Origin of the sequence: Neobacillus solisequens (assembly GCF_051233465.1) — a bacterium.
In the GTDB taxonomy this organism is placed as follows: Bacteria; Bacillota; Bacilli; order Bacillales; family Cytobacillaceae; genus Neobacillus.
On the sequence record NZ_JBKFGJ010000022.1, the window covers coordinates 48,144 to 64,903 of the forward strand.

Annotated in this window: 19 protein-coding genes and 1 riboswitch; of the genes, 10 read left to right on the forward strand and 9 right to left on the reverse strand. The window is 36.3% G+C overall.

All coding sequences use genetic code 11. From position 1 onward, the window contains the following. Nucleotides 1-613 precede the first annotated feature (613 nt). Nucleotides 614-1,162, forward strand: a complete 549-nt coding sequence (locus ACI3K6_RS20370) for a GNAT family N-acetyltransferase (protein WP_435556268.1) — start codon at nt 614-616, stop codon at nt 1,160-1,162. Nucleotides 1,163-1,242: 80 nt separating this feature from the next. Continuing rightward, nucleotides 1,243-1,653: a VOC family protein gene (locus tag ACI3K6_RS20375; protein ID WP_435556269.1), complete on the forward strand. Its 411-nt coding sequence runs from the start codon at nt 1,243-1,245 to the stop codon at nt 1,651-1,653. A gap of 46 nt (nt 1,654-1,699) precedes the next feature. On the opposite strand, the gene ACI3K6_RS20380 is transcribed toward ACI3K6_RS20375, so the two are convergent. After that, a complete protein-coding gene (locus tag ACI3K6_RS20380) occupies nt 1,700-2,092 on the reverse strand; it encodes a thiol-disulfide oxidoreductase DCC family protein (RefSeq protein WP_435556270.1) in 393 nt (130 codons plus the stop codon). Between the two features lie 106 nt (nt 2,093-2,198). Here ACI3K6_RS20380 and ACI3K6_RS20385 point away from each other — a divergent pair, with 106 nt between their 5' ends. Next, nucleotides 2,199-3,272, forward strand: coding sequence for an NAD(P)H-dependent flavin oxidoreductase (locus ACI3K6_RS20385; protein ID WP_435556271.1), 1,074 nt, complete (start codon nt 2,199-2,201; stop codon nt 3,270-3,272). Nucleotides 3,273-3,377: 105 nt separating this feature from the next. Next, nucleotides 3,378-4,022 carry a phosphatase PAP2 family protein gene (locus ACI3K6_RS20390; RefSeq protein WP_435556272.1) on the forward strand — a complete coding sequence of 215 codons (645 nt, stop codon included), beginning with the start codon at nt 3,378-3,380 and terminating at the stop codon, nt 4,020-4,022. Nucleotides 4,023-4,101: 79 nt separating this feature from the next. Here the strand turns inward: ACI3K6_RS20390 and ACI3K6_RS20395 are convergent, their stop codons facing one another. From ACI3K6_RS20395 to ACI3K6_RS20410, 4 genes are all read right to left on the reverse strand, one after another. Continuing rightward, the gene (locus tag ACI3K6_RS20395; RefSeq protein ID WP_435556273.1) at nt 4,102-4,770 is read right to left on the reverse strand and encodes a DUF2642 domain-containing protein; all 669 of its coding nucleotides are present in this window, start codon (nt 4,768-4,770) and stop codon (nt 4,102-4,104) included. 145 nt (nt 4,771-4,915) lie between these two features. Next, on the reverse strand, nt 4,916-5,935 hold the full coding sequence (locus tag ACI3K6_RS20400; protein WP_435556274.1) for a hypothetical protein: 1,020 nt from the start codon (nt 5,933-5,935) through the stop codon (nt 4,916-4,918). Between the two features lie 70 nt (nt 5,936-6,005). Further along, nucleotides 6,006-6,539 carry a hypothetical protein gene (locus tag ACI3K6_RS20405; protein ID WP_335482543.1) on the reverse strand — a complete coding sequence of 178 codons (534 nt, stop codon included), beginning with the start codon at nt 6,537-6,539 and terminating at the stop codon, nt 6,006-6,008. Between the two features lie 145 nt (nt 6,540-6,684). Continuing rightward, nucleotides 6,685-7,764 (reverse strand): CotH kinase family protein, encoded by a 1,080-nt coding sequence (locus ACI3K6_RS20410; protein ID WP_435556275.1) that lies wholly within the window; start codon nt 7,762-7,764, stop codon nt 6,685-6,687. 177 nt (nt 7,765-7,941) lie between these two features. On the opposite strand from ACI3K6_RS20410, the gene ACI3K6_RS20415 reads away from it, so the two are divergent. From ACI3K6_RS20415 to ACI3K6_RS20425, 3 genes are all read left to right on the forward strand, one after another. Beyond that, complete coding sequence (locus ACI3K6_RS20415) at nt 7,942-9,096, forward strand: hypothetical protein (RefSeq protein WP_435556276.1); 1,155 nt, start codon at nt 7,942-7,944, stop codon at nt 9,094-9,096. 261 nt (nt 9,097-9,357) lie between these two features. Further along, entirely contained in the window at nt 9,358-10,716 is a 1,359-nt protein-coding gene (locus ACI3K6_RS20420; protein ID WP_435556277.1) for an arsenic transporter, read from the forward strand. A 119-nt stretch (nt 10,717-10,835) separates the two neighbouring features. Beyond that, nucleotides 10,836-12,356 carry a pyruvate kinase gene (locus ACI3K6_RS20425; RefSeq protein ID WP_435556278.1) on the forward strand — a complete coding sequence of 507 codons (1,521 nt, stop codon included), beginning with the start codon at nt 10,836-10,838 and terminating at the stop codon, nt 12,354-12,356. Nucleotides 12,357-12,413: 57 nt separating this feature from the next. Here the strand turns inward: ACI3K6_RS20425 and ACI3K6_RS20430 are convergent, their stop codons facing one another. Both ACI3K6_RS20430 and ACI3K6_RS20435 read right to left on the reverse strand, forming a co-directional pair. Then, nucleotides 12,414-12,515 carry a YjcZ family sporulation protein gene (locus tag ACI3K6_RS20430; RefSeq protein WP_335481274.1) on the reverse strand — a complete coding sequence of 34 codons (102 nt, stop codon included), beginning with the start codon at nt 12,513-12,515 and terminating at the stop codon, nt 12,414-12,416. A 96-nt stretch (nt 12,516-12,611) separates the two neighbouring features. Beyond that, nucleotides 12,612-12,884 (reverse strand): DUF2642 domain-containing protein, encoded by a 273-nt coding sequence (locus ACI3K6_RS20435; RefSeq protein WP_335481276.1) that lies wholly within the window; start codon nt 12,882-12,884, stop codon nt 12,612-12,614. Nucleotides 12,885-13,019: 135 nt separating this feature from the next. Here ACI3K6_RS20435 and ACI3K6_RS20440 point away from each other — a divergent pair, with 135 nt between their 5' ends. Further along, nucleotides 13,020-13,163, forward strand: a complete 144-nt coding sequence (locus ACI3K6_RS20440) for a hypothetical protein (RefSeq protein ID WP_435556279.1) — start codon at nt 13,020-13,022, stop codon at nt 13,161-13,163. 28 nt (nt 13,164-13,191) lie between these two features. Here ACI3K6_RS20440 and ACI3K6_RS20445 read toward each other — a convergent pair whose 3' ends face one another. Together ACI3K6_RS20445 and ACI3K6_RS20450 are read right to left on the reverse strand one after the other, a co-directional pair. Beyond that, nucleotides 13,192-14,499: a nucleobase:cation symporter-2 family protein gene (locus ACI3K6_RS20445; protein WP_335481280.1), complete on the reverse strand. Its 1,308-nt coding sequence runs from the start codon at nt 14,497-14,499 to the stop codon at nt 13,192-13,194. Then, nucleotides 14,496-15,092: a xanthine phosphoribosyltransferase gene (locus tag ACI3K6_RS20450; RefSeq protein WP_435556280.1), complete on the reverse strand. Its 597-nt coding sequence runs from the start codon at nt 15,090-15,092 to the stop codon at nt 14,496-14,498. The genes ACI3K6_RS20445 and ACI3K6_RS20450 overlap by 4 nt, the downstream gene beginning before the upstream one ends. Before the next feature lie 111 nt (nt 15,093-15,203). Beyond that, nucleotides 15,204-15,306: riboswitch (purine riboswitch) on the reverse strand. A 182-nt stretch (nt 15,307-15,488) separates the two neighbouring features. Here ACI3K6_RS20450 and ACI3K6_RS20455 point away from each other — a divergent pair. Then, nucleotides 15,489-15,734, forward strand: a complete 246-nt coding sequence (locus ACI3K6_RS20455; RefSeq protein ID WP_435556281.1) for a transcriptional regulator SplA domain-containing protein — start codon at nt 15,489-15,491, stop codon at nt 15,732-15,734. Beyond that, the gene (gene splB / locus ACI3K6_RS20460; protein WP_435556282.1) at nt 15,731-16,759 is read left to right on the forward strand and encodes a spore photoproduct lyase; all 1,029 of its coding nucleotides are present in this window, start codon (nt 15,731-15,733) and stop codon (nt 16,757-16,759) included. The genes ACI3K6_RS20455 and splB overlap by 4 nt, the downstream gene beginning before the upstream one ends. Nucleotide 16,760 lies beyond the last annotated feature (1 nt).

Here is a 16,760-nt window from a genome sequence, read left to right on the forward strand (position 1 = left end):
ATTTATTAATGTTTCAAATCCCAACTTTTATACAGGATTCATTTGATGTACTTTTAACAACCTGTATATACAAGTTTTGATTACGTTTTCATTTTAACTTGTATATACAGGTTTGTCAACGAAGAATTTCATTTTTTTAATGGGTGTGTTTTTCTAAAAACGACGTTTTTATTAGTAAGAAGGGAAATGGTGTTTTGGAAAGGCTTATCACTACACGAGGGGAAAAAGTGAACGATCTTTAAAGAAATCTTTATACTGTGCCATGAAAATTATAAGTGAAAGTCATGAACTCACTAACATGCTTTACTACTTTAAATCATTGAAATATATATAGAAGAATGCTAAAATAAAATTGTTTAAATTCTTCTGAATTTAGACCTCCTAAATTTGGATCTTGGGCTTACCGGGTTCCTTTTAACCTTTGTTGAAATGACAAGGGTTCTTTTTATGTGAATACTTTTTGGTATTCAAAGTTAGAATAAAAAATTGGAGGATTGATGATGGGGTGGCATTCGCTACGATGTTAAATGCAATTCCATTTGATTTTTGAAAAAATTTTTTGAATAAATAAGTGTAATTTTTACATAAAACAATACCTCTTGGAGGCAACTTTATGGAATTTAGGACGTATGATTATTGGGATGATAAAATATGGGCTGAAGCAGGCCCCATCTATGAAAAGGCATTTGCCGGTAAAGGGGCTAAGCCGGAAAAAGTGATCCGTAACATGTTCAAAAAGCAGATTTGTTTTTTACAAATTGGTTTTATTGATGAAAAGGCCGTAGCGATGGCTTTAACAGGGAAATTACCTGGTAATCATGGTTTGGTAATCGATTATATGGCTGTTCGTGAGGATTGGCAGCATCTGGGTATTGGCCGTGAAATGGTCGATCGTATTAAGGATTGGGCCATTTCAAAGAATGAAATTGAAAGAATGATGATAGAGGTCGAAGCGGAATCAACTGCAGAAAACCTCTCCAGAATTCACTTTTGGGAAAACTGCGGCTTTTCTTTATCCGATTACGTTCACCACTACATATGGGTGCCGGAACCATATAAGGCTATGTATCTTGACTTGGTGCCAGGCACCTTTCTGCAATCCGGAAAAGAACTGTTCCAGTATATTGGTCAATTTCACAAATTTTCGTTTCAAGGAGCTTAAAAATCTTCAAAAATTGCAGGTTTTATTTTAAGGAATGTTGTATATAATACGGAGGTTCATTTTGAAAAGGAGTGTATGGGATGAAGGGACAAACTACACCGTATTTTATGTTTAATGGTAATGCAAAGGAAGCGTTGGATTTCTATAAAAGTGTGTTTGGTGGAGAGATTTCTGAACTTCAAACATATGCGCAGGCCGGATATCAACATTCTCCTGAAGCAGCTGACCGTTTGATCCATGGACGTTTTAATAGTGGAGATTTATTTTTTATGGTTTCTGATTCTTCCCCAGGTTCAACTATTATTGCGGGAAACAACATTTCTTTAGTCATTAATTTGGAGAGTGACGATGAAATTCAAAAGATCTATGATGCTCTTAAGGAAAATGGGAAGGTTCATATGGAACTGCAAGATACATTTTGGGGAGCCTGTTACGCAAAAGTAGTAGATCAATATGGAATAGCATGGGATTTAAATTATCAAAAATCTTAATAAATAAACAAAAAGCACTTCGCGGTGCTTTTTTGCATTTACGATCCTAATCTAAAAACCTATTCTTCCATTTTTGAGAAGGAATCATACAGCTTTCTTTTTTACCAAACCATTTGTAACGGTTGTTTGCGATAAAATCATATATACCATTACGAATGGTGCTTGGGATAATAAAAAAGATAGCAAGCCATTTCCAGTAGCCAGCCAAATTCCGGCAAACTCGTAGAGCAGCATTTGATTTAAAGAAAACCTTGTCATGGTCAATTAATATGAAACTATTTATATCTGTATTTACATGATATTTTTTTAAGAGGTTTTGACCCATTTTGCCTTGGATGGAAGCAAATTGAAAGTGTCCTTTTGGGTCTCGTTTTATGATGAATTGAACACTGCTGTTACAAAGATTACAGACACCATCGAACAAGATAATTTGTTTCAAAATCTCACCAGCTTTACTTTTTCACTGTATTTATCTACTTAATTTTAACATATTTTATAAATACTCATTATAAACCAAATACGTCTTAATGAAAGGTGATAGGAACATGATGTGGAAGAATAATTTTACAAAGTTGCTGGGAATAGAATTTCCACTGATTCAGGCACCAATGGCAGGAGGGGTTACAACGCCTGAGTTAGTGGCGGCTGTTTCGAATGCCGGGGGACTTGGGATGCTTGGGGCCGGATATTTGAGTTCTCCTCAATTGCGGATGCAGATTAAGGAAATAAAAGCACGAACCGATAAGAATTTCGGTGTAAATTTGTTTGTGCCATCGTCGTATAAACAGAATCCAGAAAAATTAAATGAAACGAAGCAGCTGTTATCTCAGCTCATAGCTGAATTGGATGTTGAACAACCCCCATTCCATTTACCAACATACGAAGAGGAACTACAAATTTTTATTGAGCAAGTTGATATTTTAATAGAAGAAAATATTCCAATTTGTTCGTTTACGTTTGGAATACCTCCTAAAGATTTGGGAACCAAATTAAAAGATCATTCGTCAATATTGATAGGAACAGCCACAACTGTTAACGAGGCCATACTGAATGAAGAAGCAGGGATGGATGCTGTGGTAATGCAGGGAATGGAGGCTGGAGGCCATCGTGGAACATTCCTTATTGAGGATCAAAACAGTCTAATTGGTCTGATGTCACTTATACCACAAGCTGCAGATCATATTGCCATTCCCATTATCGCTGCTGGAGGAATCATGGACGGAAGAGGGTTTGTGGCGGCAAGGTGCCTTGGTGCTTCAGCGGTTCAAATGGGAACAGCGTTTTTGGTCTGTGAAGAAAGTGGTGCAAACCTACAGCATAAAGAAGCAATCCTCCATGCCAACGAAGATCAAGTTGTGTTGACGAAGGCTTTCTCAGGTAAGCTAGCTAGAGGGGTAAAAAATCAATTTATTGAAAAAATTCAGCACTATGAGGCGAACCTCCCTGATTATCCACTACAAAATGAACTCACCAAAGCTATAAGAAAGGCAGCGGTACAATGTGGCAATACAGAATTTATGTCCTTGTGGTCAGGACAGAGCCCAAGATTAGCGCAAGTACGAACTGTTCAAGAGTTATTCGATACACTCTGTAAAGAAGTGCAACAATTTAAATTTTAATCTAAAATAAAGGAAAATTTATGTAATTTGAAATAAATATGGTAAACTGGTATCAGTTCGACATTTTCTGCGATTAGATTGGGAAAGAAAGGGAGGAGGACAAAAGTGAAATTTCATATTATTAAAAAGGCTCCCTTCTTACTGCTTTTGTTGGTGTTGCCTGTGTTGGGCAAGATGTATGAATGGCTAAACAATCGACCACATCGGGCGGTTGATATTTCCACCACAATGGATCAATATATCCCCTTTATGCCAGTATTTATTATTCCGTATATCTTATGGTATGGGTATATTTTCATATATTTGGTTTATTTTTGTTTCAAAGATACCAAGGTTTATATTAAAACCATCATATTGATCGTGACAGCAGAATGTATTTGTTTCATAGTTTATTACTTTTTCCAAACCACCGTGCCAAGGCCTGAGGTGGTAGGTCACCATGCTCTTGAGAACCTTGTTAGGTATATCTATGAGAATGATCAGCCATTCAATTGTTTTCCAAGCATCCATGTATTAACGACTTTTGTGATCATTTTGGCATCACTACATATAAAAAACAAACATTTTCTAAATACAATAATGATCCATGTCATAGGGTCATTCATCATCATTTCCACTCTATTTGTAAAACAGCATGTTATATTCGATATGATTGGATCATTGTTCCTTGTAACATTTCTTTACGGTGTCACATTTGATCAATTGTGGATTCATCAAAAATCAGAAACTGTCTACGCAAAGGACAAATAAAAGAGTGTCTACATGGACACTCTGTTTTTGTTTAGATTCACAAAAAGTTTGTTCACTCACCCTTCAAAAATCCGCTTTTTTAAGCCATATGAACTGTTTTGATATGTTGAAGATTGAGAAAAACGGGTTCCTCTTTAGCTGTAATTAACTCCACAAAATTATTTTTTATCGTTTGAATTTTGCCAATGACATTATCATTTTCTCCAATATTAAAAATAACCAATTCTCCAGTTAATTTATCAATTTGGACTTCAAAAGATCGAGCAAAAGTAATATTGTTGGGGTTCACCGGTAAACTTGAATTATTTAATCCATAGGGTCTTATATTATTAGTGTATGGGATTAACCATTTTAAGTGGTTCAAAGAAATGAACATCGTCTTATAAATGGGAGAGTAAAATACAAAGTAATTATTCATGATACTTAAAATATAGCCGTGCAATGTTTGTTTACTGGTTATATAAATTTCTGTGAAAATTCCTTTTGCGGCAGTAAGTGTTTTCCTTAAGGAAATTTCCTCGTTATGGTGATCAAGGGGATTTGGTTCATTAGAAAAAGTAATTTCTTCAATTTCATCTTGCTTTAAATATTGCCAATTCTGACAATGGATGGAGGGAATATACAAATAATCCTGACCGTTAAAAAGAACCCATAAATCACTTCCTACATCCACTAACATACCGCTAAGAATTTTCTTTCCAGATAACTCAAGTTTTACATACTTTCCGATATTTTCCTTCATCTGCATTTATTCACATCCTTTCCTGCGGATGTCAAGTACAAAGTGGGAAGGGCCTTTACCAAACTAATTGTTTAATAGCTTATTTTTTCATTGAATACCCTAACTCACCAGTAAATGTTGGTTTTAAATTTTCTGAGAACCATGATTAAAATTAATTAACAAATTTCTTTGAATTTGTCATCGGCCAACCGGTGTATGATGAAGTTCCAACAATATTCTCTTCTGAATAGAGATCACCTGCGAAATTCTTAGTTTTTTTCGATGTTTGGGACTCCATATTGTTTTTCTTTGCTGTATTTTTTTCATTTGTTTCTTTATTATTTTTTATTTCTTTTTCATCTTGGCCGTTCACTGTTGTTGCAACTGATTCATTTTTAAGTCCGTGTGTGTGATGAGGAGCTCCGGGAGGTGTTGATGGAACAGGTTTAGAGAGTTTTAACTTGACTACCTTGGCGGATTCTTCTCTTTTAATAACCATATTGTTTCCGCTATACTTCTTTTCTTTTTTCTTGTCATTCTTTTCATTTTTTGAGGAAGATTTTGCTTTATGACTTTTTTCCTCTTTATTGTTTTTTTCTTGTTTATTATTTTTTTCTTCCTCTTCTTTCCTTTGTTTATACTCCACTTTGTCCTTGGAATTGGAAGTAACTGCTTGATTGTTATTTTCTTTTGATTGTGATTGGGAATGATTTTGATTTTGATTTGAATTGTTTGATTGATTATTCTCGGTATTTGAACTATTCTCTTCTTTAATGTAGCCTTTGAGAATATGTGAAATGTGACTTAACTTAATAACAATCCGCTCTTCCCCATTAATTAAGGTTGTAAATTCACTATTAATTTCACTTAGAATACCAGTGAATTTTTGTTTATTCATACATAGGATCGTAACCCATTGAAGCTTTAAGGAGTCCAATACTTGCTGCAAACTTGGCGTGGCAATTAGTTCACCAGTAAATTCTTGAGCTTGGAATTGCTTCGTATTTTTTGTAATTGCCTGAATATGACTCAAGTTATAATAAAAGATGTAATTATTTTCGTTTTCAATAATAACATGATCTTCTTCAACGCCAACAAGCTTTCCTTTTACGACTTCTTCACCTATATACAGATTCACTTTATAACCCATTAAGGAATCCAAGGTTGAAGAAAACTTGTCAATCATCACCATTTTCGTTTTCCTCCCTTTAGATAAGGTATCGCTTCTCAAAGTGAGAAGCGATACGAATTTTTATTTTTCTTTATTTTGAATATTGGGATTCCGTATTCACTACACGCTGACGTAACTCTTGTACTTCAGAATCAGACATGTGGTTCTCATTGCTATCCGATTTTTCTTCTTTTTCTTGTTCAATTTTTAAGCCATAGCTAATATTCCGAATATGGTACATGGAAAGTCTAACAACTTCTTCCGTGCTGATTAATGTTAAAAAGTCTTTATTTATATCGCTTAAAACCCCTTCTAATTTTTCTGGGCCTCCACGATTAATTTTTACCCATTGTAGTTTTAGACAATCTAATAAATCTTCGAAGGATTCTGCTTTTTTGTATTCAAAGCCTTCTGGAACTTCAATTTTAAATTCAAGTTGTTCCTTTGCATTTTCTGTCAAACTTTTGATGTGGCGGGTGTTGTAATAAACCACTCCATCCTTTTCCGTTAACAGCACAAAATGATCGTCATAAACATCTAATAATTTTCCTATTCTTGATTCCGGACCACCTCGGTCCACTTTAATGATTTTCCCCACTAAAGTCTCCATCATATCTCTATTCATAAAATCTTTTTCCTCCTTTGAATTAAATAAGCTTTTACACTGCATTAATATGTATCATGGGGTGATGTTGTACTAATAAAGGCGCCTTTTTTCATAGATTTTAGGGAAAAATAGGCAAAAAAAAGATATGGTTATAACCATATACCTAAATTTTGGACTGTAATTGTTTTAGTTCCTGTCTCAAATAACTATTTCTATTTGTAATAAAGCGGTGGAAAACATCCTTTTCCTTTTCAAATTCTTCTAAACTGGTTGTCAAATAAAGATCTAGGCTAATATAAGGCTTAAGATCGTTTAGAACTTGTTCTACTCTTTCCATTTGACACTCTGTAGTAAATTCCTTTTCCAGAATGGAGGACAATATTTCTCGATATAGTGAACTAAACTTAGGCAAATGTAATAGTCTGCCGGTCAGGGTATTGTAACCAGTAATTGGAACATAATCATAAGCAATTTTCTTTCCATGAAGATCTCGTCCCCAAGTACCATCGTAATCCCAGGGTGTCATTTCAAATTTCCCTGTATCTCCATTTTGATACAAAGCATAGTTGTGAATAAAGCCATCGTAATTTTGCGTGCAGACTACTCCGGATAACCATTTAAAGTATTTCTCAATATCCATCACAAGAGGGATTTCCTCTTCAAACCGTTCGTTACTGAGGGTATTTGTCATGGCAATCATATTTTCTAGAACACGGATATCTTTTTTTTGACCATATTTTATCGTGTATCCCTCGATAAGGCTCGTTTTCAATTTGTTCTCAGGAGTTAATAATGAGAAGTTCGCATGATAATTTGTGGCATAAATAATGGGCCCAAGTGGCAATTTTCTTTTTCGTAAAAGAAAACGGTCAAACGACTCAAGATTCAGGTAGATCCCTTGGCAGATTCCATTTATATAGAGTAAGACATGTTTGGAATGGGGGGTAATGACCCCTATTTGATCAAAGAAGTCTAGTGAGAGTTTATTACGCGATAGGGAAATATCACTAAACTCGGCATTTAGATGAATTTCATGTGCGCCATTCATGGTGAATGGTTTTTGGAAAACAATATTGTAGGATTTTTTGATTTTTTTTCTAAGGACATTCCCCCGGTAAGCAAGACCAATAGTATATTGCTTGCCTTCCAGTTTTAATACGGCTGGGACATGTTCATTCATCCAAATATCTTTTTCAAGTTGTTTAAGCAATTTGGGATTGATTATAATTTCATATTTTTGCAATGGAAAAACTCCTAAACTGACATTTTTTCTAGAATTGTATGCGAATGATTTGGGTAATGTGCGGTAACTGTTTTGTGGTTCCATGAAAAAATCAATGTTAGTCTATATCAAACATTACCAACCTCCCATAAATTAGCAATGAGAGTTAATTATATGGAAAGTGGTGAATGAATAAAAATGAGATTAGCGATGGATGTTTTATTATTAGAAGCACAGGTAAACGGAGTAGATGCCTTTTTAGACAACAATCCAGTGGAACGAAAAATAAGGAAAAGCCGGCAAAAAACCGATAGGGATCAAAGCGGAAATGGTTCTTCCAATAAGAAACATGGTTCTAATGGAAGTAAAGGGAATAGTGGATCGAAAGGAAAAAGAGGATCCAAGGGAGACAAAAAGAAAAGCGGTTCTAAAGGAAATAAAGGAAGTGTAGGGTCATCGCAAGGTTCCCAAGGCGGTAAGAAAAAGGGCAATTCCAAAGGGAATAGAGGCTCCCAAGGTGGTAAAAAGAAAGAGGGTTCTAAAGGAAATAAGGGATCAAAAGGGGGGAAAAGGAAAGGCTCCCAAGGTAATAAAGGAAGTGTAGGGTCATCCCAAGGCTCGAAAGGCAATGGGAAGAAAAAGTCAAAAGGAGATCGTGGATCTCAAGGCAATAATCCCAGAGCTGGATTAAGAAACGGTTCCCCTGGTAGTGCTGGAAGTGTAGGTGGTACTCAAGGAAGTATGGGCAGCTCAGGTCAAGGTAGTAATGGTACTTCTGGAAGTGCTGGAACCCAAGGAAGCTCAGGCAGCGTAGGCGGAACGCAAGGATCAATGGGAAGCTGTGGATCAGCAGGAAGTTCCGGTTCGCAAGGAAGTTCAGGCAGTGTAGGCGGAACGCAAGGTTCACAAGGAAGTTCAGGCAGTGTAGGCGGAACGCAAGGTTCACAAGGAAGTTCAGGCAGTGTAGGCGGAACGCAAGGTTCGCAAGGAAGTTCAGGTAGTGTAGGAAGAACGCAAGGTTCGCAAGGAAGTTCAGGCAGTGTAGGAAGAACGCAAGGTTCGCAAGGAAGTTCAGGCAGCGTAGGAAATACGCAGGGTTCACAAGGCAGTTCAGGTTCAAAAGGAAGTAGAGGTTCACAAGGAAGTTCAGGTTCAAAGGGAAGTAAAGGCTCAAAAGGAAGTTCGGGTTCAAAGGGAACTAAAGGTTCAAAAGGAAGTTCGGGTTCAAAGGGAACTAAAGGTTCAAAAGGAAGTCATGGATCAAAAGGCAAAAAGCATCATAAACATCCACATCCTCCGCACCACAAGCATCCAAAACCACATCATCACTCAAAAGGAAAACGTCACAAATGATGTTTCTTAAAACCGGTACATTTGTATCGGTTTTTTTATACATATACCTAGTATTTTGATACTAGGAGGATGCCTAGTTAAAAAATAATAGGGGATTGTCTATTTCATGATTAAAAAACTTTTCTGGTCTTTTGTTGATTTATCTTTTAACGAGATACTCGTTTAGTTCAAAACTTATTAGCTTCTCGTACTATATTGTAAAGGACAAGACATTAGGGAAAAAACTATATGTGACCTATGTGAAAGGAGTAAATTTATTTTATGTATCATCTTTCGACGGTAATTATCACTATATTTGCCTTTCTCTTAACAATGGCCATGATCTTTATCCGTCCTAAAAATATGAATGAGGCCATACCAGCAACAATTGGGGCGATCATCGTTTTTTTAAGTGGAAGTGTCTCTCTAATTGATTTATTTGATATAAGTTCAAAGGTAACTGGGGCCGCCATTACCATTATAGCAACAATCGTAATGGCAATCGTTCTAGAAAGTTTTGGTTTCTTTAGCTGGACAGCAGCTTTGATGTTAAAATTATCAAAAGGTTCAGGTATTCGATTATTTTGGTATACGTTATTGCTTTGCTTTTTAATGACTCTATTTTTTAATAATGATGGAAGCATTTTAATCACAACACCAATTTTAATCTTGATTCTTAATAATCTTGGATTAAAAAACCATCAAAAAATTCCTTTTTTATTAAGTGGAGCACTAATTGCGACAGCTTCAAGTGCCCCTATTGGGGTCAGCAATATCGTGAATTTGATTGCCCTAAAAATAATTGGATTAGACTTATATTTACAAACAGAAATGATGTTTATACCAGGTGTTCTAGGATTAGCTTTCTTATCCTATTTACTATACTTCATTTTCAGAAAGGATATTCCTAAAAATATCCCAATCCACTCATATTCAATCCCACTACAAAAAAACAAACGGTACCATCCATTACGAAAAAATCCCGAAAATCTTTTTAACCAGCAGAAAAAATTAATGATCAAAATGCTCGTATTTGTTTTTATTGTCAGAATCAGTTTGTTTATTGCCTCATTTATCGGAATATCAGTATCTTTGGTTGCTGTTCTAGGGTCTATTATCTTACTATTATGGAGATGGGTGTATCTCAAAGTTAATCCAAATGACATTTTTAAAAAAATCCCATGGCATATATTAATCTTTGCTTTTTCGATGTATGTCATTATTTATGGGTTACACAATATTGGTCTCACCGATCTTGTTATTACTCATTTTAAACCATTAGTAAATGATAGTTTACTTCATGCCAGTTTAACAATGGGGATGATCACGGCATTTCTATCAAACATATTTAACAATCACCCTGCCCTTATGGTGGCCACTCTCTCCTTAACAGGTATGGGATTAGACCCATTAATTATGAAAACTGTTTATTTAGCGAATATTATAGGAAGTGATATTGGGTCGTTAATTCTTCCGATTGGAACTTTAGCTACATTAATATGGATGCATATTTTAAATAAAAATAAAATTAAGATAACATGGCTGGAGTATATCAAAGTTACCATAGTAGTGATTCCACTGACCTTGATTTTTACTCTATTATGCTTGTATCTTTGGTTATTACTGGTGTTTGTCCCATAAACCTAAGAAAGGATTCATCAATTGATGAGTCCTTTTTTGGGTTTAGAAAAATACACTGTCAATCCATCACCAGCATATACTTAAATGAATTCGCAAGCAAACCGAGGAGTGTTTTGGTAGTGTCATTACGTAATGAGCAAGAATTTAAACAACAAATATGTCATATTTATCAAAAAGTGATGAAGGAGTGTAAAGAGGCAGAGGGCAAATTTTTTATAGCCGATAAGGTCTTTAGCCGGAATAATTTACTGGCTTATTTAGCACTGCTCCAGAATACCAATTCTATATTGAGTCAGCAATTAGTTGACAACGGGTTTGCACCTCTCGATTACTCGAAGGAAAATGTTCTTTATACTTTTCAAAAAATCATCAACTATTTAAACATAGTGACAGATCCATTAGAAGACCAAAAGATCATTACTCCTTCAGAATCAAGACATATTTCGAGAAAACATAGTGAAGATTTGTTTGGACCCAAAAACAGCCATCTCCAGTCATCCATTATGGTAACCTTGGATAGTCATACCCTTTACCAGCCGGGACTGCTAGATGAATTATTAATGAATGGAATGAATATAGTACGGATCAATTGTGCACATAATCATGAAACTGTCTGGAAACAATTAATCAACAGCTTGCGAAATGCAGAGAAACGTTTAAAGGAAAATGGAAAATATGAACGTGATCGTTCGTGTAAAATCTATATGGACTTAGCTGGTCCAAAAATACGAATTGGAGATCTTGGGAACGAAGAGATATTTGTAAAAAAGGGAGACCGACTGCGTTTATACCCGGGTTCACAGAAGCCAGGTTACGCTGCAACGGAGCAAGAACCTGCTGGAGTTCCTGTTACCCTTGAAAAAGCGTTCCGAAATGTTAGAAAGAATGACCGGGTTTTTATCGATGATGGAAAAATAAGCGGGTTCGTTTCACAAATTACTGAGGATTTTGTTGAAAGTGAAATCCACAGTCCAATCGTACATCCGCTTCGAATTAAAACAGGGAAAGGGTTAAACTTGCCTGATTCTTTACTCAGTTTAAATGTTCCTGCCTTAACAGAAAAAGATCTTCATGATTTAGAGTTTATATCAAAAAATGCCGATATAATCGGAATTTCATTTGTTCATTCACCCCTTGATCTGAAGAAGTTGAGAAACGAGTTGGAAAGACTGGATGCACAAAATCTGGCCGTCGTTGCGAAAATTGAAACGAAGGACGCTGTTCATCAATTATCAAGAATTATTTTGGAGGGGTTAAATTTTCATCGTTTCGGGATTATGATTGCAAGAGGGGATCTTGCGGTCGAAGTGGGTCTTGAAAACCTCTTATTCGTTCAGGAAGAAATTATCAACATTTGCAAGGCATCCCATATACCTGTCATTTGGGCTACAGGTGTGTTGGAAAAGCTCACTAAAAAGGGGATTCCCGCAAGAGCTGAAATTACAGATGCAGGTCAGGCGGCCCGGGCGAATTGCATCATGTTAAATAAAGGGCCATACGTTCTTGACTCATTAAAAATGTTAACTAAATTATTAAATGTAGAACATGTGGAACTTCCAAGACAGAGGCCTTCAATTAGTTTCCTTACTGCTCAATATGGAATATTTGATGGGCAAAATAAAAGAGATCAGCTGCCTTAACCATGTGTGGACAGCTGATCTCTTTTTAATTTTTTACTCTGTTATTCAGTCCAATCATTAATAGTAGTAGCCACCCATAAAGCTAGCTCCCACAATAATTAGAAGAATAAAGAGAACAACGATTAACGCAAAACCTGCACCTGCTGCACCGCCGCTCATAGATTTCACCTCCAACCCATTTACTATAGATTATGTTGGAGGTAAGCGATGTGTATAGACAATCATGCTGTTTTGCGTTAATTTTTCATAAGCAAATTAATGGTCTTGGCTTTCGTGATGCTCTTCAAATTCCTGTGGCATAAATCCAAATGGACCTCTAGGAGCTAACTCTGCCCGGAAGAGGACAACGATTTCTGCGATGCGAATAATTAAACGTAATGGACGTTGTCTCATCATTCTATTTTCCAGTACTATTATATCAGTCCCCACGTGAAGAAGCCTTCCTTCAAAGCTGCCCTGTGTCGTTACTACATTTACCTCTTCTTTAAGATGCTCATGTGCTAATTGATGAAATGTATTTTCACTCATTTTTATTACCTCCTCTAGGGATAGTAAATGCAAAATTCGAAAAAAGGAGATAAATTTTAAAAAACTTTTTAAATTTACTTATTAATAAATAATCAATTCTTTATTACACACTATACAACTAGGAGGTGTTGAAAATTGGAAAGAAAGCAGAAATTCAAGAACAACGAAATGGAACAAGAAGAGATTATGAATCGTGTCAATCAAACTTATGATAAAATGGTACAGGATGTAAAAGGTATGTTAGAAGAAAACAATAAAGAAAATTCTATACAATCATAAAACAACCGGGTGGATGCCCGGTTGTTTTTTAAGATGCTTTTAAACTAGGTGATACTACCTGTTTTTTCTTTCCACTTTTTGCAACGTTGAAAACAATATTTAATAAAATAGCTGTAATACTTCCTGCTACAATACCACTATTCGTAATAATTTTTATTCCCTCAGGCAAATGGTCAAATAATGTCGGAACCGTTGTAACACCAAGTCCCATCCCTAATGAGCAAGCAATAATTAACAGATTCTCCTGTGAAGTAAAGTCCACTTTACTGAGCATTTTGATTCCAGAGGCAATCACCATCCCGAACATGGCAATCATTGCACCACCCAAAACGGAAGTAGGGATCACTGTTGTCAGTGCAGCAACTTTTGGAACAAAACCTAGGAATATCAAGATTCCTGCCATTGTATAAATGACTTTCTTCTCTTTTACCCCGGAGAATTGAACAAGTCCAACATTTTGAGAGTAGGTAGTATATGGGAATGAATTAAATAGGGCACCAATGATGCTCGCTAGTCCCTCAGCCCGATATCCTTTGACCAAATCATCCTCGGAAAGCTTTCTCCCAGTTATATCACTTAGAGCAAAGTAAACACCAGACGATTCAACAAGACTAACAATTGCTACTAGTGTCATCGTAAGAATAGGAGCTAGTTCAAAGGATGGAGTTGCAAAATGCAATGGTGTGACTAGATGGAACCAGGATGCATCTCCAACCGCAGAAAAGTTTACTTTTCCCATAAAAGCTCCGGCAATCGTTCCAGTCAGTAAACCTAATAAAATGGAAATGGCACGAACAAAACCTGTGGAAAAACGATAAAGAATGATAATAAATAGAAGTGTGCCAAAAGCAAGGGAAATATTCGAAAGAGAACCGAAATCAGCACTTCCTTGACCACCAGCCACATTATTCATTGCAACCGGAATTAAGGTTAGACCAATAATCGTGACAACTGAACCTGTGACAACAGGAGGGAAGAAGCGTATTAATTTTCCAAAATACCTTGCGATTAGAATCACGATGATCCCCGATACCAGAATAGACCCATAGATTGCGGAAAGTCCGTACTGATTGCCTATGGCGATAATCGGACCAACGGCGGTAAAAGTACAACCTAAAACAATAGGAAGACCTATACCAAAGTATCGATTTTGCCAAACCTGAAGGAGTGTAGCGATTCCGCTTGTTAAAATGTCAAGGGATACCAGATAGGCAAGTTCTTTTCCAGAAAGATGAAGGGAACTGCCGATAATCAGCGGCACAATGACAGCACCAGCATACATAGCTAATACATGTTGTATTCCTAATGATGCTGTTTTAAATGCGTTTTGTTTCATGATACTTTGACCACCTCTTGTTCATTTAAGAAAGTTACCTTACCATTTTCTAGCGAGGCAATTTGTGCAAGTGATTCTACTCGATAGCCTTGTGCCAGCAATTTTTGCGCACCAGGCTGAAATGATTTTTCAATGACAATGCCAATACCCACGACCTCTGCTCCCGCCTGTTTAACTAATTCAGCCAAGCCAAGAGCAGCCTCACCATTTGCCAGGAAATCATCAATAATGAATACACGATCGTTAGATTTAAGAAACTTTTTAGAGATGGAAACTTCATTAGTTTCATTTTTAGTAAAAGAATGGATCGGTGCTATTAATAAATCTTCATTCAACGTGAGTGATTTCCTTTTTCTTGCAAAAATCACTGGGACCTTCATATATAAACCTGCCATAGTAGCAGGGGCAATCCCGGAAGATTCGATTGTCACGATTTTGGTTACTCCCTCAGCTGCAAAACGCTTGGCAAATTCTTTACCGATTTCAAGCATCAATTGGGGATCGATTTGGTGATTCAAGAATGAATCCACTTTTAACACATTGTCATTTAGAACCCGTCCATCTTGTATAATTTTTTCTTCAAGTAGTTTCATAGTAACCTCCTAAAAAATAAAAAGCCCAAAGATCATTCCTCACAAACTAGAGTGAGGCAATGACCTTTGGGCGTGTGTCCAAAAGGAAAATGAAATAAACACTGTATATGTGTATTTCCATTACCCACTCATAGTCGGACCGTTTTACGGCAATCCGGTAGAAACTTGCAGGCCATATCCCTGCGATTATATGAGTGAAACGTGTTAATTTAATCACATTATACTGACTGGAAATTTAGTTGGCAATGTTTTTTTCTAAAATATACGAATGATTTAATTTTCAAACTATTTAACGTTCGTGTTTGAAAACGATTCAACTCAATCGATATCCAATGAGTAATTAAAAAAAATCTAGGAAAACTAAACTTATTACATTTATAGAAATAAGGTGATCTTTTGAATTCTTATAATGCTGGAGATATTGTTTATGTATTTTATCGGAACCCCCACACCCAGGATGTTGCCAATATTCAGGAGGCTGCCGTGGTAAGGAATCCGGAAAATCCTGGTGAATTAGCTGTATTTTTATATGAGACTTATTATCCATTAACGAATGATATGGCTGTCTATACATCTGCTGAAGAGGCAGAACAGGCGTACAGTTATTATTTCGGTCATGCAGCTGAAGGAATATTGGAATGAATCAACCATTTGTCCCTAGGCTTGTTTATTTTGAACCGGATGCTTTAGAATATCCATTGGGAAAAGAACTTAAAGAAAAATTTGAAAAGATGAACCTTGAGATTCGTTATACAACTTCTCATAATCAAGTAAGGAACCTGCCAGGAGATACAGAATTTCAACGATATCGAGTGGCAAAATCGACCTTGGTAGTGGGAATCCGAAAAACGCTCAAGTTTGATACTTCCAAGCCTTCAGCTGAGTATGCGATTCCGTTTGCCACCGGTTGCATGGGGCATTGCCATTATTGTTATTTACAAACAACAATGGGAAGTAAACCGTATATTCGTACCTATGTAAATGTGGAAGAAATTCTCGAAGCAGCCGATCAGTACATGAAAGAACGGGCACCTGAGATAACCAGATTTGAAGCATCCTGTACGTCGGATATCGTTGGAATTGATCATTTGACACATTCACTAAAGCGGGCAATTGAGCATTTCGGAGAGTCCGAATATGGAAAATTACGATTTGTAACCAAATTCCATCATGTTGACCATCTTTTGGACGCGAAACACAACGGAAAAACGAGATTCCGATTTAGTGTCAATGCTGATTATGTGATAAAAAATTTTGAGCCAGGCACGTCTCAGCTGGAAAAAAGGATTGAAGCAGCAGGTAAAGTGGCCAGAGCTGGATATCCTTTAGGATTTATCGTCGCTCCGATTTACCTGCATGAGGGGTGGGAGGATGGATACTACCACATGTTTGAACGATTAGAGGGAGAATTACCGAGCGAAGCTAAAAAAGATTTAACCTTTGAATTCATTCAACACCGCTTTACTAAACCAGCGAAAAAAGTAATTGAGAAGAACTACCCCATGACCAAGCTGGAATTGGACGAAGAAAAACGAAGATATAAATGGGGGAAATACGGTATTGGTAAATATATTTACCAAAAAGAAGAGGAAGAGGAAATTAAAGACCATTTGCACAGTTATATGAAGAAGTTTTTCCCTGAAGCAAAACTAGAATATTTTACATAAA

Coding starts and splice junctions, on each gene's coding strand:
- ACI3K6_RS20370 (WP_435556268.1), top strand. CDS start 614: ATGGAATTTAGGACGTATGATTATTGGGATGATAAAATATGGGCTGAA.
- ACI3K6_RS20375 (WP_435556269.1), top strand. CDS start 1,243: ATGAAGGGACAAACTACACCGTATTTTATGTTTAATGGTAATGCAAAG.
- ACI3K6_RS20385 (WP_435556271.1), top strand. CDS start 2,199: ATGATGTGGAAGAATAATTTTACAAAGTTGCTGGGAATAGAATTTCCA.
- ACI3K6_RS20395 (WP_435556273.1), bottom strand. CDS start 4,770: ATGCAGATGAAGGAAAATATCGGAAAGTATGTAAAACTTGAGTTATCT.
- ACI3K6_RS20400 (WP_435556274.1), bottom strand. CDS start 5,935: ATGGTGATGATTGACAAGTTTTCTTCAACCTTGGATTCCTTAATGGGT.
- ACI3K6_RS20405 (WP_335482543.1), bottom strand. CDS start 6,539: ATGAATAGAGATATGATGGAGACTTTAGTGGGGAAAATCATTAAAGTG.
- ACI3K6_RS20415 (WP_435556276.1), top strand. CDS start 7,942: ATGAGATTAGCGATGGATGTTTTATTATTAGAAGCACAGGTAAACGGA.
- ACI3K6_RS20420 (WP_435556277.1), top strand. CDS start 9,358: ATGTATCATCTTTCGACGGTAATTATCACTATATTTGCCTTTCTCTTA.
- ACI3K6_RS20430 (WP_335481274.1), bottom strand. CDS start 12,515: ATGAGCGGCGGTGCAGCAGGTGCAGGTTTTGCGTTAATCGTTGTTCTC.
- ACI3K6_RS20435 (WP_335481276.1), bottom strand. CDS start 12,884: ATGAGTGAAAATACATTTCATCAATTAGCACATGAGCATCTTAAAGAA.
- ACI3K6_RS20445 (WP_335481280.1), bottom strand. CDS start 14,499: ATGAAACAAAACGCATTTAAAACAGCATCATTAGGAATACAACATGTA.
- ACI3K6_RS20450 (WP_435556280.1), bottom strand. CDS start 15,092: ATGAAACTACTTGAAGAAAAAATTATACAAGATGGACGGGTTCTAAAT.
- splB (WP_435556282.1), top strand. CDS start 15,731: ATGAATCAACCATTTGTCCCTAGGCTTGTTTATTTTGAACCGGATGCT.